At 67.1% G+C, this 25,515-nt stretch carries 21 protein-coding genes; 11 read left to right on the top strand and 10 right to left on the bottom strand.

The features are described 5' to 3' along the window. Positions 1–268: 268 nt before the first annotated feature. The 4 genes from NO360_RS13315 to NO360_RS13300 all read left to right on the top strand — a co-directional run bounded on the left by NO360_RS13315 (position 269) and on the right by NO360_RS13300 (position 3,875). Positions 269–982: a phosphoribosyltransferase gene (locus NO360_RS13315; RefSeq protein WP_256308293.1), complete on the top strand. Its 714-nt coding sequence runs from the start codon at positions 269–271 to the stop codon at positions 980–982. 71 nt (positions 983–1,053) lie between these two features. Beyond that, positions 1,054–2,010 carry an AEC family transporter gene (locus tag NO360_RS13310; RefSeq protein WP_256308292.1) on the top strand — a complete coding sequence of 319 codons (957 nt, stop codon included), beginning with the start codon at positions 1,054–1,056 and terminating at the stop codon, positions 2,008–2,010. A 293-nt stretch (positions 2,011–2,303) separates the two neighbouring features. Continuing rightward, positions 2,304–3,164, top strand: coding sequence for an S-methyl-5'-thioadenosine phosphorylase (mtnP, locus tag NO360_RS13305; RefSeq protein WP_256308291.1), 861 nt, complete (start codon positions 2,304–2,306; stop codon positions 3,162–3,164). Between the two features lie 117 nt (positions 3,165–3,281). Next, the gene (locus tag NO360_RS13300) at positions 3,282–3,875 is read left to right on the top strand and encodes a hypothetical protein (protein WP_256308290.1); all 594 of its coding nucleotides are present in this window, start codon (positions 3,282–3,284) and stop codon (positions 3,873–3,875) included. A gap of 117 nt (positions 3,876–3,992) precedes the next feature. On the opposite strand, the gene NO360_RS13295 is transcribed toward NO360_RS13300, so the two are convergent. The 5 genes from NO360_RS13295 to NO360_RS13275 form a co-directional block, all read right to left on the bottom strand. Beyond that, positions 3,993–5,057 (bottom strand): segregation/condensation protein A, encoded by a 1,065-nt coding sequence (locus NO360_RS13295; protein WP_256308289.1) that lies wholly within the window; start codon positions 5,055–5,057, stop codon positions 3,993–3,995. Next, a complete protein-coding gene (smc, locus tag NO360_RS13290) occupies positions 5,050–8,652 on the bottom strand; it encodes a chromosome segregation protein SMC (RefSeq protein ID WP_256308288.1) in 3,603 nt (1,200 codons plus the stop codon). The genes NO360_RS13295 and smc overlap by 8 nt, the downstream gene beginning before the upstream one ends. A gap of 29 nt (positions 8,653–8,681) precedes the next feature. Further along, positions 8,682–9,155 (bottom strand): DUF7518 family protein, encoded by a 474-nt coding sequence (locus NO360_RS13285; RefSeq protein WP_256308287.1) that lies wholly within the window; start codon positions 9,153–9,155, stop codon positions 8,682–8,684. A 141-nt stretch (positions 9,156–9,296) separates the two neighbouring features. Continuing rightward, positions 9,297–10,220, bottom strand: a complete 924-nt coding sequence (locus NO360_RS13280) for an alpha/beta hydrolase (RefSeq protein WP_256308286.1) — start codon at positions 10,218–10,220, stop codon at positions 9,297–9,299. A 33-nt stretch (positions 10,221–10,253) separates the two neighbouring features. Further along, complete coding sequence (locus tag NO360_RS13275; RefSeq protein ID WP_256308285.1) at positions 10,254–11,540, bottom strand: MFS transporter; 1,287 nt, start codon at positions 11,538–11,540, stop codon at positions 10,254–10,256. A gap of 144 nt (positions 11,541–11,684) precedes the next feature. Between NO360_RS13275 and gatB the strand changes: the two genes are divergently transcribed. The 4 genes from gatB (at position 11,685) to NO360_RS13255 (ending at position 15,430) form a co-directional block, all read left to right on the top strand. Then, a complete protein-coding gene (gene gatB / locus NO360_RS13270) occupies positions 11,685–13,175 on the top strand; it encodes an Asp-tRNA(Asn)/Glu-tRNA(Gln) amidotransferase subunit GatB (protein ID WP_256308284.1) in 1,491 nt (496 codons plus the stop codon). 124 nt (positions 13,176–13,299) lie between these two features. After that, a complete protein-coding gene (locus tag NO360_RS13265) occupies positions 13,300–13,542 on the top strand; it encodes a sulfurtransferase TusA family protein (RefSeq protein ID WP_256308283.1) in 243 nt (80 codons plus the stop codon). Beyond that, a complete protein-coding gene (locus tag NO360_RS13260; protein WP_256308282.1) occupies positions 13,539–14,684 on the top strand; it encodes an NAD(P)/FAD-dependent oxidoreductase in 1,146 nt (381 codons plus the stop codon). Before NO360_RS13265 ends, NO360_RS13260 begins: the two co-directional genes overlap by 4 nt. A gap of 2 nt (positions 14,685–14,686) precedes the next feature. Next, positions 14,687–15,430, top strand: coding sequence for a helical membrane plugin domain-containing protein (locus tag NO360_RS13255; RefSeq protein ID WP_256308281.1), 744 nt, complete (start codon positions 14,687–14,689; stop codon positions 15,428–15,430). 49 nt (positions 15,431–15,479) lie between these two features. Here the strand turns inward: NO360_RS13255 and NO360_RS13250 are convergent, their stop codons facing one another. Beyond that, a complete protein-coding gene (locus tag NO360_RS13250; RefSeq protein WP_256308280.1) occupies positions 15,480–15,632 on the bottom strand; it encodes a hypothetical protein in 153 nt (50 codons plus the stop codon). 257 nt (positions 15,633–15,889) lie between these two features. Here NO360_RS13250 and NO360_RS13245 point away from each other — a divergent pair, with 257 nt between their 5' ends. Both NO360_RS13245 and NO360_RS13240 read left to right on the top strand, forming a co-directional pair. Further along, positions 15,890–18,430 carry a DNA topoisomerase I gene (locus tag NO360_RS13245; protein ID WP_256308279.1) on the top strand — a complete coding sequence of 847 codons (2,541 nt, stop codon included), beginning with the start codon at positions 15,890–15,892 and terminating at the stop codon, positions 18,428–18,430. Positions 18,431–18,554: 124 nt separating this feature from the next. Further along, complete coding sequence (locus NO360_RS13240; RefSeq protein WP_256308278.1) at positions 18,555–19,850, top strand: MFS transporter; 1,296 nt, start codon at positions 18,555–18,557, stop codon at positions 19,848–19,850. 51 nt (positions 19,851–19,901) lie between these two features. On the opposite strand, the gene NO360_RS13235 is transcribed toward NO360_RS13240, so the two are convergent. Both NO360_RS13235 and NO360_RS13230 read right to left on the bottom strand, forming a co-directional pair. Further along, positions 19,902–20,471 carry a hypothetical protein gene (locus NO360_RS13235; protein WP_256308277.1) on the bottom strand — a complete coding sequence of 190 codons (570 nt, stop codon included), beginning with the start codon at positions 20,469–20,471 and terminating at the stop codon, positions 19,902–19,904. Then, complete coding sequence (locus tag NO360_RS13230; RefSeq protein ID WP_256308276.1) at positions 20,471–21,082, bottom strand: DUF7344 domain-containing protein; 612 nt, start codon at positions 21,080–21,082, stop codon at positions 20,471–20,473. The genes NO360_RS13235 and NO360_RS13230 overlap by 1 nt, the downstream gene beginning before the upstream one ends. Positions 21,083–21,543: 461 nt before the next feature. Between NO360_RS13230 and NO360_RS13225 the strand changes: the two genes are divergently transcribed. Further along, positions 21,544–22,164 (top strand): hypothetical protein, encoded by a 621-nt coding sequence (locus NO360_RS13225; protein ID WP_256308275.1) that lies wholly within the window; start codon positions 21,544–21,546, stop codon positions 22,162–22,164. 282 nt (positions 22,165–22,446) lie between these two features. On the opposite strand, the gene NO360_RS13220 is transcribed toward NO360_RS13225, so the two are convergent. Together NO360_RS13220 and NO360_RS13215 are read right to left on the bottom strand one after the other, a co-directional pair. Further along, on the bottom strand, positions 22,447–23,397 hold the full coding sequence (locus tag NO360_RS13220; protein WP_256308274.1) for a phosphoribosyltransferase HisG-related protein: 951 nt from the start codon (positions 23,395–23,397) through the stop codon (positions 22,447–22,449). Positions 23,398–23,526: 129 nt separating this feature from the next. Next, positions 23,527–25,440 carry a hypothetical protein gene (locus NO360_RS13215; RefSeq protein WP_256308273.1) on the bottom strand — a complete coding sequence of 638 codons (1,914 nt, stop codon included), beginning with the start codon at positions 25,438–25,440 and terminating at the stop codon, positions 23,527–23,529. Positions 25,441–25,515 lie beyond the last annotated feature (75 nt).

Genomic DNA, 25,515 nt, shown 5'->3' with positions numbered 1-25,515 from the left:
TCCCGGTTCGTATCTCGTCTCACTTGATTGTTCGAGTGTAGTGGTTTCCGCCTGCGCGGTCTTCCGTCGATCGGACGCCTCCTCTGCTGGTCTGTCCCTCGAAAGAGCTAACGATTTCCGATCGTGACCGGAGCCCTGGCTCTCTGTGTCCGTCGATTGCAGGGTGCGATAAATACACTGTCGGCCGTTCTCCAGTGCAGTCGTCGACGACCGAGACGGATAGATTAAGGAGCCAGCCACACCGTCTATCGAACGGTGACCGAAATCTATGGGCGACCTGCCCGATCAGTTCAACTGCACGATCACTAACTGGGAGTACATCTACGGGCTCTGTCGCGACGTCAGCGATCAGGTGAAGGCCGCCGAGTTCGAACCGGACGTCGTCGTGGCGCTCGCCCGCGGTGGGTGGTTCGCCGGCCGGTGCATCTGCGACTTCCTCGGGCTCGACGACCTGACGAGTCTGAAGATGGAACACTACGTCGGGACCGCGCAGAAGGCCGGCGAGCCGGAGGTCCGCTACCCGATGCCCGAGGGGAGCGTCGAGGGGAAAGACGTCCTCATCATCGACGACATCGCCGATACCGGCGGCTCGATCGAGCGGGCCTACGAGTACGTGACCGACCGCGAGGCGGGCGAGGTGTGCACGGCGACGCTGCAACTGTTACAGACCAGCGAGTTCGAACCGGACTTCGTCGGCGAGCGGCTGGAGGAGTGGACGTGGATCGTCTACCCGTGGAACTTCATCGAGGACATGATCGACCTCGTCTCCGGCGTGATGGAGAAGGCCGACGAGGAGACGTTCGAGGTCGAGGACGTGCGCCACTACCTCTCGGAGTTCCACTCGGTCGATCGGATCGAGATGGAGATCGCCCAGCCCGATCGGATGGGCGAGGTGATGAGCGAGATGGAGCGGCGCGGCTACGTCGAGTCGGCCGACGGCGAAGCGTGGCGACTGCTCGAAAACGACGGCATCGGCGCGTAGCACGAGCCGGCTTCGCTGTCGCTCGTCCGGCGACCGAAGCGTTTGAGTAGCGACTGCGACTCTCCCTCGACGTGGTCTCTCTGGTCTCCGTCTTCGCGACCGCGATCCTCCCGATCGTCGCCGTCGGCGGCGTCGGCTACCTGCTCGGGCGGGTCCGCGACGTCGAGACGGACGCGCTCAACACGATCGTCGTCTACGTGCTCGCGCCGGCGCTGGTGTTTCACAGCCTCACCACGACGACCCTCGCGCAGTCCACGCTCGCTCGGATCACGGTCGCGATTCTTCTCTTTCACGTCCTCACGGTCCTCGTCGCCGAGGCGGCCGGTCGGCTCTTCGGCGTCTCGGAGACGGCGCTCGCGGCTATCGTCCTCGTCGCGGCCTTCCCCAACACGGGCAACTACGGCGTCCCCGTCTCGAACTTCGCGTTCGGCGCGACCGGACGGGCGACCGCCGTGGTCTACCTCTCGGTCCAGGCGGTGCTCATCTGGACTGTCGGCGTGTACATCGCCTCCCGCGGAACCGCTGAGAACCGCCTCGACGGCGTCCGTCGGGTGTTCAGCGTCCCCCTAATCTACGCCGTCGCCGTCGCGCTCGTCGTCCGGGCGCTCGATCTCGTCCCGCCGGTGGATTCGACGGTGATGTCGACGCTCCAGCTCGTCGGCGACTCCGCGATCCCGGTGATGCTCCTGCTCCTCGGGATCCAACTGGCTCGGACGAACGTCGGCTCGACCCTGTCGGCGGTCGCGGGCGTCGTCGGGTTGAAGATGATCCTCGTGCCCTTCGTCGGGATCGGCGTCGCCCTCGTCGTCGGGTTTTCCGATCCCGCGGTCGCGCGGACGTTCGTCCTCGAAGGCGCGATGCCGTCGGCGGTGACGCCGCTCATCCTCGTCGGCGAGTTCGCCGACGGCGAGGTCGCCGGCGTCCCCGTCACCGAGTTCGTCTCGACGGCGATCTTCGCGACGACGATGGTCTCGGTCCTCACCCTGACCGTGCTGATCGCGGTGCTTCAGAGCGGCGTCGTGGTGTGAGGCCGACGGGCGCACTCAGACGTCACGTCCGACGTGAGAGCCTGCCGCTCCGCTCGCTGATCTCGCGAGCTTCGGTGATGGCGAACAGCCGGCACCCGTTCGGCTCGGCCGCCAGTCCCGCCCCGACTGGCGGCCGCTCCGTCGTCCCGCGTCGACGTGCCGGACACCCGCTGCCCGACGCGGGGCTCGATTCAGATCACGGCCCGTCTGGGCCCGGCTTCGTATATAACGTTGCTTCTGACCCCTCGACACGAGACCCACGGGTTTTAGCGCCCGCGCCCGAACCCTCGGTTATGACCATCGGATTCATCGGCGGGAGCGGAATCTACGACGCCCTGCCGCTGGAGGACACGCGCGAAGTCGACGTGGACACGCCGTTCGGGAAGCCCTCCGCGCCGCTCACGGTCGGCGAGTTCGGTGACACCGGGCGGGAGGTCGTCTTCGTCCCGCGGCACGGTCCCGACCACCAGCGATCGCCGACGACGCTCCCCTACCGCGCGAACGTCTTCGCGCTGAAGCAGATGGGCGTCACGCACGTCCTGGCCTCGAACGCCGTGGGTAGTCTCCGCGAGGACTTGCCGCCGCAGACGCTCGTGATTCCGGATCAGATCTACGACCGGACGAAGCACCGCGACCTGACGTTCTTCGACGAGGACGTCGTCGTTCACCAGCCCTTCGCCGACCCGTACTGCTCGGAACTCAACGAGGTCCTCGCCGACGCGGCGGAATCGGCCACCGACGCCGACGTCGTCCGCGGCGGCACCTACGTCTGCATCGAGGGGCCGCAGTACTCCACCCGCGCCGAGAGCGAGTTCTACCGCGACCAGGGTTGGGACGTCATCGGGATGACGACGATTCCGGAGGCCAAACTCGCCCGCGAAGCCGAGATGGCCTACGCGACGGTCACCGGCGTCACCGACTACGACGTCTGGAAGGAAGACAGCGAGGTCACGCTGGAGGAGGTGCTCGAAAACGCCGCGAAGAACGAGACGGCGATCAAAGAGACCGTCGAGGCGGCGATCCGCGCGCTCCCCGAGGATCACGGGTGCGACTGTCACACCTCCTTGGAGGGGACGATCAACACGCCCGACGAAGCGATCCCGGACTCGACGAAGGCGGACCTGGAGCCGCTGATCGGCGAGTACGTGGAGTAGTCGGCGTTTTTCGCCAGTATGCGTTTCGAGACCAGTCGGCCTCTCCGAACGGGTCCGCATCTCTCGAAGTGTCCAAGTTCTAAGTAGTCTGCTCGTGTCGCCTCGGTCATAGCTACTATGTTGCGGCGTCACGGCGGACAGTACGGTGCCTTCGGATTCGTCTCGGTCGCGCTCACGATCAAACTCCTGCTGAAGAAGGGGCTGTTCTTCGCTCACGACGTCGTCACGCACCAGTTTCTGAAAGCCCCACTGGAACTGCTCCTCGTCGAACTCCCGTTTTCGCTGTTCGATATCGTCGGTTCGCTCGTCGTCGCCCTCACCGGCATCGCCGTCCCGAACGCCGCGGCGGGCCTCGTGGTCTGCTATCCCCTACTGGTCGCGCTCGTGGTGGCGATCGTCGAACACCCCTCGCCGCGGATCGTCGCGAGCTACTGGCTCGGCGCGTCGGTCGTCACCGCGACGGCGGTCGTCGCCAGCCTCGGGATGCTCCCCGATCCCGCCGGAATCGGCTCGGGGGTGACGTACCATCTGATTCACCACACCGTCGCCGAACTGCTCCGAACCGCGGTGTTCGTCCTCGGTGACGGTATCGCCGCCGCGGGAGCGGCCGTCGGCGTCGAGGTCGAAGAGACCGTGGGTCTCCTCGTTTCGATCACCGCCTTCGCCGTCGTCTACGGCGTCCTCTGGGAGCGGCACGTCGGCCACGAGTGACGCTGCAGATCGACATTTCTGGTGCAAAAGAGGGAGCACACGAGCCCTCCGAGCCGTTCACCCGCGTTCGGGACCACGAGCCCTCCTATCCGCCCTCCTGCTTCACTGCTCGACGAGTCAGTCGTCGTCAGCGGCCGGGACGGCGGCCTCTTCCGTCGCCGTCTCGTCGACAGCCTCCGTCTCCGCTTCTACTTCTGTCTCTGCTTCCGTTCCCACCACTTCCGCTTCTGTCCCCCCTTCGTCGTCCTCGAACGTCGCGTCGGGGTCGCGGATCCAGAGATCGCCGAAGAGGTCGTCCTGTCGGAGGCGCACCTCGCTCCGGTGTGAGAGGAACAGGAGCGCGAGATACGTCGTCACCGGCGTCGCCGCCGCCTCGGCGACCTCGGCGAACAGGACCTCGTCGCGACCGTTGTCGTAGTGGACGGCGACCGCGTCGCGGACGGCCGAAATCGACGTCTCGATGTCCTCCGTGTGTGCGGTGCCGGTCACGTCCGCCGCGGTCGGTTCGTCGTCCTCCCTGAACTCGTCGGCCGAGCGGTAATCGAGCGTCTGCGTCCCGCGGCGGTGCCCGCGCGGCGAGTCGGAAGTGTCGTACTCGCGGCGGCGCTTCCACCACGACTGCCGCTCGGCCTCCCGGAGTTCCCGGACGAGTTCGTCGAGCGTCTCCGGCGATCCGCGGGCGTCCTTGCGTTCGAGGCGGCGGTCCATCTCGGCTTCGAGCGTGTCGATCGGATCGAAGCCCGGCCCGGCCCCCCCGCCGTCGGCGCCGCCCTCGGCGATCGGGCCGCCTCCTTCGAGGGCGGCCTCCCACGGCTCCAGTTCGTCCTCGGACTCCTCCTCGTCGGGCTCCAACAGCGCGTCGCTCTTCATCCGGAGGAGGACGGCCGCGTAGAACAGTGCCCGCCCCGACGTGCGGAGATCCGTCTCGTCGAGCGCGTCGAGGAAGGCGTCAGTGGCCTCGACGAGGTCGACGTCCCAGGGATCGATCTCGCCCTCCTCGGCCAACTGCACGAGGAGTTCGACCGGCTCGACCTCCTCCGTGTCGCTTCCGGAGCCATTCGTCGGCGGCGGGCCGCCGGCGTCGTCGGGTTCGTCTCGTCCGTCGGGTTCGTCGTCTCCGCCGACCGCGACGCCGTCGGGGAACACCTCGCTCCGCGGCGGCGACCCGGCGGAGTCAGTCATCCGCGGGCACCTCCGCCTCCTCGCCCTCGTCGTCGCCCAACTGGATCCCGGTGACGGCGCTGACGTTGTCGCCCTGCATCGTCACGCCGATGGCGCGCTCGGAGCGCTCCAGGAGGGCGGAACGATGCGAGACGACGACGAACTGCGCGTCCCCCGAGAGGTCGTCGACCATCTCGCCGACGCGCTCGGCGTTGGCGGCGTCGAGGAACGCGTCGATCTCGTCGAGCGCGTAGAACGGGGCGGGGTTGTGCCGCTGGATCGCGAAGATGAACGCCAACGCGGTCAGGGACTTCTCCCCGCCCGACATCGCGTTCAGCCGCTGGATCGGCTTGTCGCCGGGCTGGGCCTTCATCGTCAGTCCCTCCTCGAACGGGTCCTCGGGGTTCTCGAGGTGGAGTTCGCCCGTGCCGTCGGAGAGTCGCTCGAAGATGTCGGTGAAGTTCTCGTTGATCGCGTCGAAGGCGTCCATGAACGTCGCCTTCTTCTGGGCCTCGAAGCGGTCGATCCGCTCCTCGATGGCGTCGCGCTCCTCGACGAGGACGTCGCGGCGCTCCTGGAGATCCTCCAGTTCCGCGTTCACCTCGTCGTACTCGTCGATCGCGAGCATATTCACCGGTTCGAGCGCCTCCATCTCCTCGGTGAGCCGTTCGATCTCGGCCTCGACCTCGTCGTGGTCGGGGATCTCCTCGGGATCGTACTCGCCGACCGTCGACTCGAGCTCGTCGATCTCCCAGGAGAGGCGTTCGACGCTGTCCCGCAGCGACTCCAGTTTCGACTCGATCTTGTCGACCTCGTCGCGCTTCTCGTCGCGCTCGCTCTTGGCCTCCCGCAGCGTCGCCTGCAGGTCCGAGCGCTCGGATTTCAGCTCTTTCAGCTCTTCTTCGAGCGCTTCGACGGCCTCGCGTTTGGCTTCGAGCGTCTCCTCCCGGTCCTCGATTTCGGCTTGCTTCTCCCTGATGACGTCGCGGGCGTCGGCCTTCTTCTCCTGGGCGCTCTCGACCGTCTCTTCGAGGTCCTCGATCGTCTCCTCGGCGTACTGCCGCTGGAGTTGGAGTTCGTTGAGCCGACCGTCGAGGTCGTCCATCCGCTCTTCCTTCTCGTCGATCTCGGCCTCGATCTCTTCGACCTCGGCGGTCAGTTCCGGGATCTTCGAGTCGGCGAGTTCGCCCTCCAGTTCGTCGATCTCCGCCTGGACGGCGTCGATCTCCTCGTCGACCGCGTCGATCTCGGCGTCGATCTCCCGCATCTCCTCGTCGACGTCGGCCCGTTCCTCGCGGAGCCGTTCGATCTCGGATTCCAGGTCTTCGATCTCGCGCTCGGCGTCTTCGACGGCGGCCTCGGCGTCCTCGACGTCGGATTCGAGCGAGCGGACCCGGTCGCGGGCGTCGGCGGCGCGGCTCCGGGCGTCCTCGATGTCCTCGTCTTTCTCTCTGATCTCCGCCTGGAGACTCCGGCGTCGGTCCTCTAGTTCCTCGATCTCCTCGGCGAGCCGTTCGAGTCGGCCGCCGCCGGACTTCGAGAAGGAGTACCGGGAGCCGCCGCCGGAGCCGCCGGTCATCGCGCCGGAGCGCTCGACTAGGTCGCCGTCGAGCGTCACCATCCGGTAGTCGCCCATCAGGTCGCGAGCGGTCTCCATATCCTCGACCACCAGCGTCGAGCCCAGCACGTACGAGAAGACGGACTCGTACTCGGCGTCGTAGTCGACCAGGTTACGCGCGAAGTCGACGACGCCGGGGTGGTCGGGCAGGCGGGGGAGCCCGCGGTCCTCCATCTTCGTGATCGGGAGGAACGTCGCCCGGCCGGCGTTCCGGGACTTCAGGTAGTCGATGCAGTCGGAGCCGACGCCGTCGTCGTCGACCACGACGTGGGCGAGTCGGCCGCCGGCGGCGGTCTCGCAGGCGCTGGCGTACTCGCCGTCGACCGCGCCCAGTTCGCCGACGGTGCCGTGGACGCCGGAGAGCCCGGCGTTCCGGATCGTCGTGACCGCCCGCGGCCAGGAGTTGTCGCCGTCGTCGCCCGCGCGGGCCTCCAGCGTGGCGTATTCGGACTGTTTCGACTGGATCTCCTCGACGACCTCGTCGAGGTCAGCCTTCAGGTCGGCCTTCTCCGCGCGCAGGTCCTCGACGATCCCCTCGATCTTCGATTCGTTCTTCTCGGCCTTGTCGAGTTCCGAGTGGAGGTCCGAGACCTCGGCCTGCAGGTCGGGGAGCGTCTGCCGCAGTTCCTCGATCTCGTCTTCGGCCTCGGAGATCTCGGTGGCCCGCCGGCGCGTCTCGTCGAGCAGCCGGTCCTTCTCGCGCTGGCGCTCGTTCTTCTCGGTTTTCAGCTCCTCGAGGCGCTCCTTCTTTTCACCCAGTTCGGCCTTCAGTTCGTCGTACTCGGTGTCGACGTCGTCGATCTCGGCCTGCACCTCCGCGAGGTCGGTCTCCAGCGAGCCGATGTCGGACTTCACGGAGGCCTTCTCGACCTTGACAGAGCGGATCTCCTCGTCGAGGTCGTCGATCTCCTCCTGCTTTCGGTCCAACTGGACGAACGCGTTCCGCCGCTCGCTCTCGGCGTCCTCGATCCGCTCCTCGGCGGCCTCGATCGCGTTCTCCAGCCGGTCGATCTCGCCTTTGACCTCCTCGATCTCGGATTTGATCCGAAGTTGCTCGTCCTCGCCCTTCCGCTCGATCTCCTTTGTCAGGTCGTCGAGTTCGTCTTCGAGCCGGGTGACCCGCCCCTCGCGGCGGTCCAGTTCCTCCCGGTGTTCGGCGAGGGTCGACTCCTTCTTCTCGACCCGCCTCTCGGTCGCTTCGAGGTCAGCGCGCTTGTCTTCGAGCTCCGCCGCCTTCTGGTAGCCCTCGTACTCCTCGCGCTCCTCGCGGAGCGACTGGTACTCGAGGGCAGTCTCGCGTTCGTCTTCGAGTTTTTCCAGCCGATCCTCTTTCTCCTCGATCCGGAGATCGGCCTCCTCGATCCGCCCCTCGACGGCGTCGAGTTCCTCGAAGGCGTCCTCCTTCTTCGCGTCGAACTCGGCGACGCCGGCGATCTCGTCGATGATCCCCCGCCGCTGGTAGGCGGTCATGTTGATGATCTCGGTGACGTCGCCCTGCATCACGACGTTGTACCCCTCGGGGGTGATGCCCGCCTGCGCGAGGAGGTCCTGGATGTCCGAGAGGTTGCAGGCGCGGCCGTTGAGGTAGTAATACGAGTAGTAGTTGTCCTCGGTCTCCTTGACCCGGCGCTTGACGCTGATCTCCGAGACGTCGCCGACGTTGTCGCTGCCGGCGGCGTTGACGACCTGCGCGCGGTCGAGCGTCCCGTCGCCGTTGTCGAGGACGACCGTGACCGTCGCCTCCTTGGGACCGCCCGTTCCGCCCTCGCCGTCGTCGCTCCCGTCGGCGTGACCGGGGTTGTAGATCAGATCGGTGAGTTTCTCGGCGCGGATGCCGCGCGTCCGGGCCAGGCCGAGCGCGAACAGCACGCCGTCGATGATGTTCGACTTCCCGGAGCCGTTCGGCCCCGTGACGACCGTGAAGTCCTCGTAGAACGGGATGCGCGTCGTCCGCCCGAAGCTTTTGAAACCGTCGAGGACGAGCTCTTTGATATGCATAGGTTGCTCGTGGCGGGCGGAGCGCCCGATTACGCGACGATGATGTCGTCGTCTTCGGTCGCCGCCTCGTCGTCTCCCTCACTCTCGTCCGCCTTAGTCTCGTCGTCCTGCGAGTCGACCTCGCTCGGGATCTGCTCGTCCGCGTCGGCGTCGATGAAGTCCGCGTCGTCGGTGGCCTGCGCGGACGTCTCGCGACGCGACTCCGCCTGCGCCGGCGATTCGCTGAGGGGGCCGGTGGCGTCGGCCTCGGGCTCCGCGTCGCTCGCCTCGGATCCGTCCGCCGTTTCGGGCTCCTCGTTCGCCTCCGAACCGCTCTCCGACGCCGATGCCGGGTCCGAACTACCGTAGCCGACCGGGCGGCTGCCCGCGGCGAGGTCGACCTCGACCTCCTCTTCGAGGAGCCTGACTCGCTCTTTCGTCTCGACCAGCTCTTCTGTCAGGCCGTTGACCGCGGCCTGTAGCTCCGCGACCTTCGACTCGAGTTCCTCCACGCGGTTGCTCATAGGGTGATAGGGCGCCTCCGTTCACATAAACGTACGTCAGACACCTACCCGTAAAGTGATAGTTGAGAGAAACGTCGACGACGCTGCGGTTCTGTCCCCCTCACGGACGAGTCACTCCCGCGAACACTCCGCGGACGACGCTCATCGCAGGTGCCGATCGAGGAACCCCTCGGTCCAACCCAGCGTGAACGCGCGCTGGCTCTCGTGGACGTCGTGGCCGGCGTCGGCGGCGACGACGCAGTCGGCGGGGACGTCGTGTTCCTCCAGTAGGTCGTGGAACAGCTCCGAGGCCATCGCCGGCACGACGGGGTCGTCCTCGCCGTGAAGAAGCAGGATCGGCGGCGCGGTATCGCTCGAACTCCCTCGTGTCACTCCGCCCGTCGAACCTCGACGTCCCCCTTCGTCCACTGAACGCTCCCGTGTCACTCCGTCCGCGCCGAGGTACGTCGACGGCGACGCCCGCGTCCAGGCGTCCGGGTTCGACTCCCGGTCCCCGCCGAGGAACGCGACCAGGTCGCCGGTCTCGGGTTGGTGTTCGAGGACGTACGTCCCCGCGACGGCGACGACCGCCGAGAGCGCGTCGCTCGCGCTGGCGACGTCCGCGTCGACGCTGTCGGGATGAGGAGCGAACTGCTCTACGCCGGCCGTCAGCGCCGCCAACACGGCCAGGTGTGCGCCGGCGTCGTGGCCGAACGCGCCGATCCGCGCGGGGTCGACGCCGATCTGCTGGCTCGCCGCGCGAACCCACCGGACCGCGGCCTTCAGGTCGCGCAGCGCCGCCGGGAACGCGGCCGCGTCGCTGCCGCGGTACTCCGGGACGACGCAGACGTAGCCGCGCTCGGCGAGGTCGAGGGCATAGCGGGCCATCGAGCCCCGTTCGACTCCTCGCCATCCGTTACCGGGCACGAGGACGGCGGCGGCCCGTCGCGGTCCCGATTCGGCGTCCCTGTCGACGCTCGAGGCGGGCCGATAGAGATCGAGGCGGAGGGAACCCTCCGCGGGCGTCGCGAACTGCACCCCCCGGCGGACGTCGATCCCGGCGGCGTCGGCGAGCGCGTGGCTCATCGGACGGTGAGTCGACGAGGGCGGTGGAATAGGTTACGATGCCGCCCGCGGAGCGAGGACGAACAGCCCAGCCGAGAGCACGCTGACCAGCGCCATCCCGAGGAAGACGGGGACGTATGTCCCGAAGGCGTCGAACCAGAGATTCGCGACGTACGGCCCGAGAGCGCCCGCGAAGGCACTCGAAATCGACACGACGCCGAACAGCCCGTTCAGATTCCGCGCACCGAAGAGCTCCGCCATCATCGGCGTCGTCAGTGCCCCGAGCCCCGCATAGCCGAACCCGAACAGGGCGGACGCGGCGAGCACGACTCCCGGGTCGTGGATCAGCGCGATCGGCAGCGTCAGCACCCCGATGGCGACCGCGTTGCCGGCCAGAACGAGTGTCGTCTGCAGCCTGTCGGCGAGATAGCCGGTGACGAACTTCCCGAGCGTGTTCGTCGCGCCGATAACGCTGATGGCGAACACGCCGACCTGGGGGCTGATCCCCACCGACCGGGCGAACTCGACGAAGTTGACCGTCAGCGACAGGGGGACGAGATACACGCCGAGCATCGCCACGAAGAACGCGACGAAGGCCCAGGAAGCGACCGTCGATCGGATCCCGCGCAACTGCTCTCGGGCCGAGAGTGACGTGTCGTTCGCCTCGGACGTTCGGAACTCCACAGACCTGTCGACGTCTACTCGCTCGGGCCGTCCCGCGATCACGACCGTCGCGGCGAGGAGTGCGACGCCCACCAGTGCCGCGAGCGCGATGTACGCGCGCTGCCAGCCCAGCGACGCGATCAAGACGCGGGCGAACGGCGGCATCGCCATCATCCCGATGCCAGAACCGGCGGTCGCGATGCCCGTCGCGAGACCGCGCCGGCGCTCGAACCAGAGCACGGGCGTCACGTACGAAATGACCAGCACGATACCGAATCCGGCCCCAACGGCGAGCCCGTAGCACACGAGCACGCCCAGGTAACTGGAGAAGACGCTCGTTCCGAACAGGCCGCCGACGATCAGCGCGGACGCCAACGCGAACAGGCGGCGGACGTCGTATCGGTCGAGCGTGAACCCGAACACCGCTGCGCCGACGTACATCGTCACCGACTGGAGGGAGAAAATCAGCGAGGTGTTGGCGTGGGACATCCCGAACGCGTCGACCAGATGGCCGAAGAAGACGCTGAAGGTGTAGAGGAGCCCGTAGATCAGCAGTCCGCCCAGAAAACACGAGGCGACGACGAACCACCCGTAGTAGGGGCCCATTCCGACCAACCGCCGCCGGACGTCGAGAAATCGCTCAAGTCGCGTCGGGTGGAGTCGTGATTTCGAGTCCACAGTTCCTACGCGAGCGAAAACGCAACTGCGTAAAAAATTCCCGGTCCGCGCATCGGCCGGGACCGACCGCTCGGGAACGGCGATAGCGCCGCCCGGGTCGTCGTCCCGTTAGCCTTTAGCCCCGCTACGTCGAACCACGCGGTAATGACCGCGCAAGCGCTCTCCCAGCGCGATCTCGCCACCGTCATCGGGCTGGAGGTCCACGTCCAACTCGAGACGGACACGAAGATCTTCTGTGGGTGTTCGACCGAACCGGCCGACGACGAGGAACCCAACAGCCGGACCTGTCCGGTCTGTCTCGGCCTGCCGGGTGCACTCCCCGTCCTGAACGAGGGGGCCGTCGAGGCCGCCGTGAAAGTGGGCAAGGCGCTCGACGCCGACGTCGCCGAGCACACTCGGTTTCACCGGAAGAACTACTACTACCCCGACCTCCCCAAGAACTTCCAGATCACGCAGTACGACGCGCCGATCTGCGCCGACGGCACCCTCGAACTCTCCGTCGAGGGCGAGCGCCGCGCGATCGACATCGAGCGCGCCCACCTCGAAGAGGACCCCGGGAGCCTCCAGCACGCCGGCGGCGGCATCGACACGGCCGACTACACGCTCGTCGACTACAACCGCGCCGGCACGCCGCTGATGGAGATCGTCACGGAACCCGACTTCCGCAGCCCGCAGGAGACCCGCGCCTTCCTCGCGAAACTCGAAGAGGTGTTGGAGTACCTCGGCGTCTTCGACTCGACGCGGGACGGGTCGCTCCGCGTCGACGCCAACATCTCGCTCGTCCCGGCCGAGGAGGTCGGCGAGGACGGGTCGATCGGAACCGACGCGCTCGAACAGGCGAACCGGACGGAGGTGAAGAACATCTCCAGTCACAAGGGCGCAGAGCAGGCGCTGGCCTACGAGGTGACGCGGCAGAAGAACGCCGTCCAGCGCGGCCGCGCGGTCGAACAGGAGACGCGCCACTGGGACGAGTCGCGGGGGATCACCGTCTCGATGCGCTCGAAGGAGGAGGAGAAGGACTACCGCTACTTCCGGGAGGCCGACCTGCCGCCGCTCGAAGTCGCCGACTGGAAGGAGCGGATCCCCATCCCGGAACTCCCCGACGCCCGCCGCGAACGCTTCCGCGAGGAGTACGGCCTCGACGCCGAGTCGGCGTCGAAGCTCACCTCGACGAAGGAGGTCGCGGACTTCTTCGAGGACGTCGCCGAGGAGTTCGACCCCGACCTGGCGGCGACGTGGGTCGCGGACAACTTACTCGGCGAACTGAACTACCGCGATATGGCGATCACCGACGTCGACGACCGCCTCGACGAGTTCACCCGCCTCGTCGAACTCGTCGCGGAAGACGAAATCACCACGAAGAACGCCGAGGAGATCGTCCTGCGAAAGATGCTCGACGAGGGCGACGGTCCCGACGCGATCATCGAGGCAGAGGGCCTCGGGACGGCCGACGACGACGAGGTCGCCGTCGCCGTCAAGGAGGCGATCGAGGAGAACCCCGACGCCGTCGACGACTACCACGCCGGCGAGGGCGGCGCGATCAACTTCCTGGTCGGACAGGTGATGCAGAAGACCGGCGGCAGCGCCGACCCCGGCGACGTGAACGGGCTGCTGCGAGAGCGCCTCGACGAATAGGCGGCGATGGCGAGCGGCGCTCCGGCGCCATCGGCGGTTCTACCCTCCCCTTCTGTCGGTTATCATAACTTTGGAATTGCTGCACAATACTAATAGGGAGGGGATCGGATATTCAGACACAGCTATGAGTGAATCACAGATCGAGGCCGACGAGACGGTGGACGCCCGCGGCGCGGCCTGTCCCGGACCGCTGATGGACCTGATCGGCAAGATCCGCGGCGTCGACGCCGGTACCGTGGTGCTTCTCTTGAGCGACAACGAGCAGTCGCGCACCGACGTCCCCGAGTGGGCCGAGGAGGCCGGCAACGAACTGCTCGCGGTCGAAGAGCACGACGACTACTACGGCTTCTACGTGGAGAAATCATGACCGAAGAAATCGTCATCGTCGGCGGCGGGACCGGCGGCACGGTACTCGCGAACGACCTCGCGGACCGACTCGAACCGGAGCTCGAGGCCGGTGAGATCCAGGTCACGCTCGTCAACGACGACCCGGATCACGTCTACAAACCGGTGTGGCTGTACGTCCCGTTCGGGCAGCGCGAGCCCGACGACGGCCGGCGCCGGCTCCGGAGCCTCGTCGACGACGCCGTCGACGTGCGGATCGACCGCGTCACCGACATCGACACCGACGCCAAGCAACTCCGGTATCACGAGGGCGACGAACCGGTCGACTACGACCACCTCGTGCTCGCGACGGGGTCGACGCTCGCGCCCGAGGAGGTCCCGGGACTTGCGGAGGCCGGACACGACTACTACAGCGAGGCGGGGTCGGAGGCGCTCCGCGAAGAACTGCTCTCGTTCACCGAGGGCGAACTCGTGTTGAGCGTCGTCGGCACGCCGCACATGTGCCCGGCGGCCCCGCTCGAATTCGTGTTTATGGCCGACGACTGGTTCCGGGAGCGCGGCCTTCGCGACGACGTCGACATCACGTACACCTACCCGATCCAGCGCGTCCACGGGAACCCCCACATCGCCGAGTGGGCCCGGCCGATTATGGACGAGCGCGACATCAACGTCGAGACGTTCTTCAACGCCGAATCGGTCGATCCCACGTCGCAAACGATCACGTCGATGGAGGGCTCGGAGCTTGACTACGACCTCCTCGTCTCGATCCCGCCGCACCGCGGTATCGACCTGATCGCGGAGGCCGGTCTCGGCGACGATGGCTGGGTCGACGTCGACAAGCACACGCTGGAGGCCGAGGCCGCGGACGACGTCTACGCCCTCGGCGATACGGCCGCCACGGGCGTCCCGAACGCCGGCAGCGTCGCTCACTACCAGGCCGGCGTCGTCGGACAGCGACTCGCCAGCGAGATCCGCGGCCGGCCCGCGACGGCGACCTACGACGGGAAGACGCTCTGCTTCATCGAGACCGGGATGGACGCGGCGTCGTTCGTCGAGTTCGACTACGAGAACCCGCCGTCGCCCGCGCCGCCCTCCCAGAAGCTCCACTGGTCGAAACTGGCGTACAACGAGTCCTACTGGCTCACCGCACGGGGGTTACTCTGACGATGTCCGAGGAAGAGCAGGCCGCGGACGTCGCCGCGGCCGACGCACCGACTGAGGATGCGGCCGACGCCCCGGATGCGGCCGACGCGACCGACGGCGACGAGGCGGCCGAGGCGCCCGAGGACGCGCTGTCCGAACTCGCCGGTGACGACCTCGAAACCGCGATCGCCGAGAACCCCGAGGCCGTCGCGTCGTTCGTCCGCCGCCTCGACGCGGTCAACGAGCTGCTGGACGTCCTCGCGCTCGGCGAGAGCGCGCTGGACGACGAGATGGTCCGCTCGCTGGCGGGCACGGGGTCGGTGCTCGTGGAGTCGGCCGACGGACTCGCGACCGAGGAGACCGCCGAACTGGCCGCGACTGTCGGCGACAACGGCGAGGAACTTCAGGGGGCGCTCGAATCCCTGCTCGTCCTCCAGCGGACCGGGACGCTCGAAGAACTCGTCGAGGTCGCCGAGGTGCTCTCGCTGCTCACGAGCGCGCTGGACGACGAGATGGTCCGCTCGCTGGCGGGCACGGGCTCGGCCCTCGGCGAGGTCGCCCAGACCGCCGGCGACGACGACGTCCGCGACGGCCTCGAAACGCTGCTCTCGGGCGTCGGCGAGGCGGCGAGCGAGGAGCCGGAGCGCGTCGGCGCCGTCGGACTGCTCAGGCAGTCGCGGGATCCCGACGTGCAGTACGGGCTCGGCTACCTCCTCGCGCTGGCGGGGGCGATCGGCCGGTCCCGATCGGCCGACGAGCGGTCCTGATCGCCAGCGGTGGCGGCCCGTTCTTCGCCACCTGGCGGAGCCGATGGAGTCACCCGTATACCGCCGCTTCGAGGTCGAACGTCGTCTCGCACTCGGTGCAGTACTTCTCGATGTCGCGCTCTATCAGGTCTACGTCGTTCGAGTAGCAGTACACGTCCGTGTTCCCGCAGTTCGGACACGCGTCGAGTTCTGGGACCACCATAGCAGGCCACCACGACCGCCGGCCTTCTAATAGTGGTTACCGCTCGACACTTCATCCGACTGGGCGGACTGATCAATCGCCCCCTGCGGCTCGCTCGTCGCCCGCACCGTCGCCCGTTCCTCGCCTGCATCGGCTCGGTCACGATCGTCCGCGTCGCCTCGTGACACACGAGTTTCGCGCGCACGGGCGCGCTGTCCATCGATTTGTCGGGATCCAGCGCGAAAGGTTTAGGCCCGCCCCCGGCGTATCGCCGCGCAATGAGCCAGGGCCCCGAACTCATCATCACCGAGAAGGACAACGCCGCTCGGCGGATCGCCGACATCCTGAGCGGCGGGTCCGCCGAGGCCGACCGGCAGAACGGCGTCAACGTCTACAAGTGGGGCGGCAAGCGCTGTATCGGCCTCTCGGGCCACGTCGTCGGCGTCGACTTCCCCCCGGAGTACAACGACTGGCGCGACGTGGAACCGGTCGAACTCATCGACGCGCCGATCGACAAGCACCCGACGCAGGAGAACATCGTCTCGGCGCTCCGACTGCTCGCCCGCCGTGCCGGCCGCGTCGTCATCGCGACCGACTACGACCGCGAGGGCGAACTCATCGGCAAGGAGGCGTACGAACTCGTCCGCGAGGTCAACGAGGACGTCCCGGTCGACCGCGTCCGGTTCTCCTCGATCACCGAAAACGAGGTGACCGAGGCCTTCGCGAACCCGGACGAACTCGACTTCAACCTCGCGGCGGCCGGGGAAGCCCGACAGATCGTCGACCTCGTGTGGGGCGCGGCCCTCACTCGCTATCTCTCGCTTTCGGCCCGCCAACTCGGTGACGACTTCATCTCCGTCGGCCGGGTTCAGGGGCCGACGCTGAAGCTGATCGTCGACCGCGAGCGCGAGATCGAGGCGTTCGACCCCGAGGACTACTGGGAGCTGTTCGCGGACCTCGAAAAGGCCGCCGCCGGCGACGAGGACGCCGCCTCCTTCGAGGCGCAGTACTTCTACCTCGACGAGGACGGCAACGAGGCCGAGCGCGTCTGGAACGAGGAGGACGCCGAGCGCGCCTACGAGACGCTCGAAGCGGCGTCGATGGCGGCCGTCGAGTCGGTCCGCCGCCGGACGCGAACGGACGACCCGCCCGCGCCGTTCAACACGACGCAGTTCATCCGCGCGGCGGGGGCGCTCGGCTACTCCGCCCAGCGCGCGATGAGCATCGCCGAGGACCTCTACACCGCCGGGTACGTCACGTATCCGCGGACGGACAACACGGTCTATCCCGACGACCTGGAGCCGCGGGACCTGCTGGACTCCTTCTCGGCCACGCGGACCTTCGGCGACGACGCCTCCTCGCTGCTCGAACAGGAGGAGATCGAACCCACCGCGGGCGACGAGGAGACGACCGATCACCCGCCGATCCACCCGACCGGCGAACTGCCGAGCCGCTCGGACCTCTCGGAGGACGAGTGGGAGGTGTACGAACTCGTCGTGCGGCGGTTCTTCGCGACCGTCGCCGAGTCGGCCACCTGGGAGCACCTGCGCGTGGTCGCGAGCGTCGCCGGCGACGGCGAGGACCTCTCGCTGAAGGCGAACGGCAAACGGCTCGTCGAACCGGGATACCACGCGGTCTACCCCTACTCCAACGCCAGCGAATCGTTCGTTCCCGACGTCTCCGAGGGCGAGGAACTGGCCGTCACCGACACCAGCTACGAGGCGAAGCAGACCCAGCCGCCGCGGCGCTACGGTCAGTCGCGGCTCATCGAGACGATGGAGTCGATGGGCATCGGGACGAAGGCGACCCGCCACGACGTCATCCAGAAGCTCTACGACCGCGGCTACATCGAGAGCGATCCGCCGCGACCGACGCGGCTCGCCCGCGCGGTCGTCGAGGCCTCCGAGGAGTTCGCCGACCGAATCGTGAGCGAGGAGATGACGGCGCAGTTAGAGCAGGACATGCAGGCGATCACCCGCGGGGACGCCACCTTAGCGGAGGTGACGGGCGAGTCCCGAGAGATCCTCGAGGAGGTCTTCGAGGGCCTGATGGAGTCCGGGCAGGAGGTCGGCGAACACCTCCAGAAGTCGCTGAAGGCCGACAAGACGGTGGGCGAGTGCCCCGAATGCGGCGGCGACCTCGTGATCAGGAAGAGCCGCCGGGGCTCGTACTTCATCGGTTGTGACTCCTATCCGGACTGCACGTACACGCTGCCGCTGCCGTCGACCGGCAAGCCGCTCCTGCTGGAGGAGACCTGCGAGGAGCACGGTCTCGCGCACGTCAAGATGCTCGCGGGGCGGAAGACGTTCGTCCACGGCTGCCCGCTGTGCAAGGCCGAGGAGGCCGACGAACAGGAGGACCTCGTGATCGGGCCGTGTCCCGACTGTCACGAGGAACACGGCGGCGAACTCGCGATCAAGCGCCTCCGCTCCGGCTCGCGGCTCGTCGGCTGCACGCGCTATCCCGACTGCGACTACTCGCTCCCGCTGCCGCGCCGGGGCGACGTCGAGGTGACCGAGGAGACCTGCGAGGAGCACGACCTCCCGAAACTGCGGATCGTCTACGACGACGAGGACCGCGAGCCGTGGGACCTCGGCTGTCCGATCTGCAACTACCGCGAGTACCAGGCCGAACAGAGCGACAGCGGGTCTGACCTCGAAAGCGTCAGCGGCATCGGCGAGAAGACTGCGGAGAAACTGAAGGACGCCGGCGTCGAGAACGTCCAGTCGCTGAAGGAAGCCGAACCCGACGCCATCGCCGATCGGGTCGACGGCGTCGGTCCCGATACCGTCCGGGAGTGGCAGGCGAAGGCCGACTGACGTCGATCCCGCCGCCGAACACTGAAAGCGACTTCCGTCCGGAACCGCTTTTCGGTCGTATGTGGACGCAGTCGGTATCACGGGCCGTCGCTCGACGGCGACTCGGCGGGTGTGAGCCGCTCCGATGATCCGCGACACCGACCCCCGCGTGATCGCGCTCGGCCTCGCCCGGATGGCGGACGCGCTCGGTAACTCGTTTCTCATCATCGTCCTGCCGCTCTACATCGCCAGCGGCCAGGTGTCGCTGGGGGATCTCGTCGGGGGCGATCTCTTCGGGTTCGTCGTCGGCGAGGAGTTCCTCATCGGCCTCGTGCTGTCGCTGTTCGGCTTTCTCAACAGCTTCGGCCAGCCGTTCACCGGCCGCCTCTCCGACCGGACGGGACGGCGCAAGGCGTTCGTCCTCTTCGGGCTGGTGCTCTTTGCCGTCGGGAGCGTCGCCTACCCCTTCCTGCGTGACTACTGGTCGATCCTCGTCGCCCGGGGGTTCCAGGGCGTCGGGGCCGCGTTCACCGTTCCGGCGACGGTCGCGCTCGTCAACGACTACGCGCGGTCGGACAGGGAACGCGGCGGCAACTTCGGCGTCTTCAACACCTTCCGGCTGATCGGCTTCGGCTTCGGGCCGATCGTCGCCGGGCTCGTCATCCGGTTCGGTCCCTATCCCACGCCGCTCGGCACGCTCTCGGGCTTCGACGCCGCCTTCGGCGTCGCCGTCGCGGGCGCGGCGGCGAGTTTCGCGCTCGTCTACGCACTGGTGAACGATCCACCCGCGGTCGAGGCCGAAGCGAGCGACGACCTCTCGATCCGCATCCTCGAACGCGACGGGCCGGGGACGTTCGATTCGGTGTTCATCCTCGGCGTCGGCACGTTCTTTATGGCGATGACGATCGCACTGTTCGCGCCCCTGGAAGCGCCGATCCGCGCCCGCCTGAACGAGGGCACGTTCCTGTTCAGCGTGCAGTTCGCGGCCGTCGTCATCGCGAACGTCCTGCTGCAGATCCCCGTCGGGAACGCCAGCGACACCTACGGCCGTCGCCCGTTCCTGCTCGCCGGGTTCGTCATCCTGATCCCGTCGGTGTTCGCCCAGGGCGTCGTCGCCGCCCCGCTGACGATGCTCGGCGCGCGATTGCTCCAGGGCGTCGCAGTCGCGCTCGTGTTCGCGCCGTCGCTGGCGCTCGCGGGCGATCTGGCCCGAGAGGGGCAGTCGGGGAGCACGCTCTCGGTGCTCACGATGGCGTTCGGGCTGGGCGTCGCGGTCGGCCCGCTCGCCGCCGGGTTCCTCTACAACTTCGGGCGCTTCGAGACGCCGTTCACCGTCGGGGCGGCCGCGGCCGTCCTGGCGCTCGTCCTCGTGTACACGCAGGTCCAAGAGTCGCTGTCGGAGGACGCCGGCGACCCTGCGACGCCGGTCGCCGAGGACTGATCGGAGTCGCGGCGGGCGGCCGAGCGATGTGTCTCCCGTTTGGGACTGCGCTCAGCGACAGGTGACCGACCGCTCGAAATCCACGGTCACGCCGCCCCCCGATGCCTCGACTCGGATCGACTCGCCGCAGGGCACGGACGGGAAGGTGTGCGTCCCGCGCTCGCCGGACGCGAGCGGCCCCAGATCGACCGAGGATCCGTCGGCGGTGAGCTCGACACTCGCGAGTTCGGTCCCCGCGGGGAACTGATTGGTCACCGCGACCGTTACGTCCCGCGTATCGGTCCCGCTGTCGCGTTGCGTCACGCTCACGTTCGCGGTCCGGTTGCCGTCGCTGCCCCGCGTTACGCTCCCGTTAGTCGTGCGGTTTGCACTGCCGGACTGGGTTACGCTCCCGTTGGTCGTCTGATTTCCGTCGCTCGATTGATTCGCGCTCGCGTTCGCGATGCCGGTTCGATCGATGCGCTGCGTCTTCTCGAAGCCGACGTACGCGTTGCGGTCGTCGGCGATTTCGATATCGACGCTTCGATCGGCCGCCGTCGTACTGAACGCGCCGCCGCTCGTCGCGAGCGCGGTCGCGGTGAGGAGCGCGACGACCAGGAACACGTGTCGCCGCGGAAACATCAGTCCTCGACCTCCGGCGGCCGGTTTCTCGCGCCGAGTCGCATCCGGCAGTAGTTGTCGTAGACGTGCCCCGCGGCCGACACCGACAGCGCCGTCACGACGAAGACGCAGTAGTGCAGCGGCGACACCAGCGAAAAGGGGTACACCCCGGCCCAGATCCCGAGCAGGCAGACGACGCTCAGCGCGGAGAGTCCGAGGTAGTAGACGCCCCACGGGATGTCCCGGCCGGTGAGCGAATCGACGTAGAAGTTGGCGTCCGAGGCCGCCTCCGTGAGTTCGATGATGCCGCGCTGGGAGTCGTACTCGACGAACCCGTACTCGTCCATCTTCGGCAGGTGGAACTGCCGGAGGGCGTTCCGCACGCGCTTTCGCTCCCGGTGGGTGAGCGCGTCGATGTCCTTGCCGTTCTCCCAGCTCGCGACCCAGTCGGTGAGTTCCGAGACCGCGACGGGGTCCCCGTTCCGTCGCTTGAGATAGTGAATCGAATACCGGCGACGCTGGTTGCTGAGAACCTCGAAGACGTCGTCTCTGCTGAAGTCCGTTTCCTCCCTCGAAGACACCTCGGCGTCGCCGTCGACCGCGTTACTCATCTCCGTCTGTGCTTCAGCCATCTGCCGTCCCTCCCACGCACATTCCGTCTGTTGAGTCAACTGAGTATCACTTTAGTATGGAGACTAGAAAACCCGGCAAAGGCTCTCTACGACCGCTTCTATGTGTATAATTGATTTGACTAGTCTCTCAGGAGCTTTCGTGATTATCTTCGTAAAACGGCTCGATTCTCGATTTAATTGTCTAGTAAAAACTGTCTATCACTCGTCACTACCGCGATAATTCGGCGCGCGAGAATTAAGCCGAGGTAAAGTGACCCAGTCGGTTCGACAAAGGGCTCTTGCGGGTTCTCAATAGAGCCTATTCGGGTTTCACAAGCGCTCTCTCCGGGTTTCGCTGGCGGTGTATTCCAAAGGGGGTTCCGACTATGTACTGGAATACGCCCCGCGGACGGCGACGACGGATCGGCGTCGGAAGTCGTCGACGTCCGTGAACGGGTGCGTGACAACGAGGTAGCAAACCAATGCAACGACGCAAGTTCTTGGTCGGAATGGGATCGCTCGTCGCCGGCGGGGCGGCTGCAATGGGTACTGGTGCGTTTACGAGTGTGAGCGCGGAGCGGACAGTCAACGTTAGTGTCGCGGACGACTCGGATGCGTTCCTCCAAATCCAACCGAGTGATGGAGCGAATAACGCATATGCGGATGAAAGCAACGGTACGATCGAGTTCAATATTGACGATACTGCAGGAGTGAACGGCGAGGGCCTAAACGACGACGCACGGACGATAATCCGTGACATCTTCAACATTACCAACCAGGGTACTCAGGATGTCTACGTATTTATTGAGAATGAGGATATTCCGGACGGGATGGGTATTTTCTCCGACTATCCCGCCAATGCCGAATCCGGGGCGGGAACTCCAAGCCCAGGCCCCTCCGAGCCGACGGTCGGTCTAGGCGAAGGTAGTCAAAGTAAGACCGGTGCGCCAGATCATCCGATTCCGGAGCGAATTCTCGTTCCGGTCGGCGAAACGATGGACGAGATCGGCTTCTCGTTCAACACAGGTAGCGTCGGGGATCTCGATCCGAATGACTTCCCGGTCGAACTTCCGATTCAGGCTGTGGCAGAGTCCCAGTACTGAAACGACCAGTCCCGACCCAATGCTTGGGGATCACGGCGGTTCGGCCCCGTCAGCGGACTTCCCACGGAGATCACCGCATAAGTGAGCGTAGCGAACGACGAGGGATCGCACCGAGCACATTGAGTAGAGGACGCAGGGATTCAAACGTCTTCTCCCCCGATTACGGGGGATCTACTCGTATAAATACCATCTGTGTGCGACGAGAAACAATTTTATATGCCAGTTTAAAAATAAAACGTTATTTTTCCTGAAAACCGTGGATAGAGAACATCACTCGCCACACTACACCGCAATCTCGGTTTCCTGCACCCCATCCGACAGCGCCTCCCGAACCCGCTCCGCACCTGACAACTCCGCCGACTCCGCGATGTTCTCCATCAGCACCGTCTCCGAGGGGAAGAGGTGGTCGCCGAGGATCAGGCCGTGCTCCCGCGCGGTCGATCCGGTCATCGTCAGGTAGACGCCGAGGCCGACGTCGGCGATGGCGGCCTCCTCCTCGCGGTCGTCGTCGGGATAGGCGAAGGAGACGCCCTCCAGCGGCCGCGTGCCGAGGACGGCCTCGACGAGGCGCTCGTACCGCGGCGAGATGCAGAGGTCGCCCTCGTAGTCGGCGACGAACTCCCGGTCGAGGTCCGCGCCGGGCGGCAGGATCTCGGGTCGCGCCATCAGCGTGTGATACACCGTGTCGCCGAGCCCCGAGACGACACGGACGTCGGTGTTCATCGGATCGATCCGCGCGTTGACGTCTGCGAGGGATCCGACGCCCTCGGGTTCGAGTTCGACGACCTCCTCCAGGACGAGGTCCGCGCTGTCGAAGCCGAGGGCGAACTCGTGGGTGCGGAGCGCGCGGAAGGGCTCCTCGCGGCCGACGAACTGGACGGGCACGCCGTCGATGTCGACCGTGAGGCTGTCGAAGACGATCCGGCGGGGCATCCCCTGGCGGTCGTCGCGCAGCAGGGTGTACTCCGGTTCGTAGTCGTCGTCGAGATCCGAATAGGTCGCGAGCCGCTGGTAGACGTCCGCCGCGGGGTCGGTCCGGCCCTTCGTAATCGCCTTCTCGTGGCGGAGCGTCGAGATGATCTCGTCGGCCACGGCTGCGACGGCATCGGCGTCGTCGGACGGCGTCCGACCTCCCGCGGCGTGCGCGGCGACGTCGGCGACGCGTTCGAGAACGGCTTCCAGGGGTCGGCCCTTGCGCGGGACGGCGACGCGAATCGCCTCCGTCTCAGTCATTGTCGAAGTCACGCGGCGGCGGGCTAAACCGGTTGCGCTTCCGCCATCTCGCTCGGCCGGGGCGAAGCGCACGCGGTCGACGTCCTCCGGGAGACCGCCCCGCACCGCGGGCCTGTGGCGGCGTGCCCGCTACTCGCCGGGCCCGAACGCGCTGTTGAGGCGGTCGCGGAACTGCTGGAGTTCCTCGATCTCCCGCTCGATCTCGCCGACCCGATCGAGTTCGGCCGACAGCGCCGACACCTCCGCGCGGAGGTCGTCGAGTTCGGCTTCGAGCGATTCGCGGGTGTCGACCACGTCGCCGTCGATCGCCGCGATGTCCTCGCGGACGTCGCCCATCTCCTCGTCGAGTCGGGAGACGTGCGCGCCCGTCTCGTCTATGTCGGAGGCGACGTTCTCGACCTCGCCGGCCACGTCGTCGACGTCGGCCGCGACGTCGTCCACGTCGGCGGAGACGTCCCGGACTGCGGAGTCGACCTCGTCGACGCGGTCGGTCGTCCGGTCGAGCCGTTCTTCGATCCCGTCGGCCCGGTCGTGGAGTTCGTCGACGCCCGCCGCGGCGTCCTCGGCGTCCTCGGCGACGTCGACCAGTTGCCCGGCGACCTCGCCGAGACGCTCGTCGACGGCGTCGACGTCGCTGTCGACCGCTTCGACCGATTCGCGGAGCTCCGCGCGCTCGTCGTCGGCGGCGTCGACCGACGCCCGGAGGTCGCCGAGTTCCTCGTTGATCTCCGTCAGTTCGGCGTCCAGCCGCTCGACGAGTTCCGCGCCCGTCCCCTCCTCGTCGATGAACTCCGCGATGGCGTCGGCGTACGCGTTGAGGTCCTCCATCTGCGCCTGCACGCGCCGGATCCGGACGTCCGCGCTTCGGGGGAGCCCCGCGTCGAGCTCCCCGCGGAGGGTTTCGAGGTCGGACTCGGAGACCTCGCCGGCGCGAATCTCCGAGGCGAGCGTCGCCGCGAGTCCGCCCGCGGCGTCGTCGACCGCCCGCCCCGGCGTCGATTCCGCGCCGGCCCCCTGCTCGGTGGCCGCCCCCGGTGCATCGACGTGTTCTTCGACCGCTTCCTCGTCGCTCGATTCCGGCTCGGTTTCGTCCGCGGGCGCTTCGACCGCTTGGCCCTGAACCGCTTCCGACTGGGTCTCTCCCGCACCGGCCGCTTCCCGCTCGGTTTCGGCGTCGACGTCGTCGGCCTGACCCTCGCGCTCGTTCGGAGTCACGGCGGCGATCCTGTCGTCCTCTCGACGCCGCGACGCGGACGCCAGGTCCGCACCGAGTTCCCGCGGCGAGGGCGCGTCGTCGGTGGCGGGTTCTTCCGGCGTCCCCGCTTCACCCGCTACCTCCGGATCTGCTCCCGGCGCGACCGCCGGTTCCTCGTCCGTTGCACTCGGCTCGTCGGCGACTGCTGCTGGCTCGTCGGTGACGGATGCCGGCTCGTCCTCCGGTATCGCGTCGCCGACCGAGTGCTCGCCTTCGACCGGTTCCGATTCGGCGACCGGTGGCTCGCTCTCCGCGACTCTCGGTTCGTCGTCCGCCAGCGGGTCTTCCGGCTCCGATTCGACGTCGGCGTCGACCGCGAGGCGGCCGTTCCCCTGGAGCGCGTCGCGGACGAGTTGGCTCCGGTCCGTGCCCAGGATGTCCTCGACGTCGCGGGGGGACTCCTCGCTCTCTCCCTCCTCGGGCGCGGGCGGCCGTTCGAGGATCGGTTCCCCGAGGAACCCGTCGACGTCCGAGGCCTGTTCCAGTCGGATTCCGTACACCGTCGTCGTCTCCTCGCCGGGGTCGAGCGTCCGCTCGTACTCCACGCGGTGGTCCTTGTACGCGGTCCAGTTGTCGCTCTCGTAGTCGGGGTGGAATCCGACGCCCTCCATCGGGAAGTCCTCGGGGATCTGATCGACGAGGCGGACGTGCGTCGGGTCGTCGCTCGCCGAGGAGAGTCGGAACTTGATCGCGGGGACGGGAAACTCGTCCTCGGCGAACGACTTCTCGACGGTCACCTCGTCGTCCGATACTGACGTCGTTCGATCGGCGTCGGATTCGTGGCTCATAGGCCACCTTACCGAAACTGTTCACATAAAACATCCGGGCAAAATACCGCTCGTGATAGCGATATCGACGCGTCG

Origin of the sequence: Halobellus litoreus (genome assembly GCF_024464595.1) — an archaeon.
Classification (GTDB): domain Archaea; phylum Halobacteriota; class Halobacteria; order Halobacteriales; family Haloferacaceae; genus Haloquadratum; species Haloquadratum litoreum.
The sequence above is the reverse complement of the archived record's forward strand: the minus strand, read 5'-3'. Positions and strand labels throughout refer to the sequence as shown.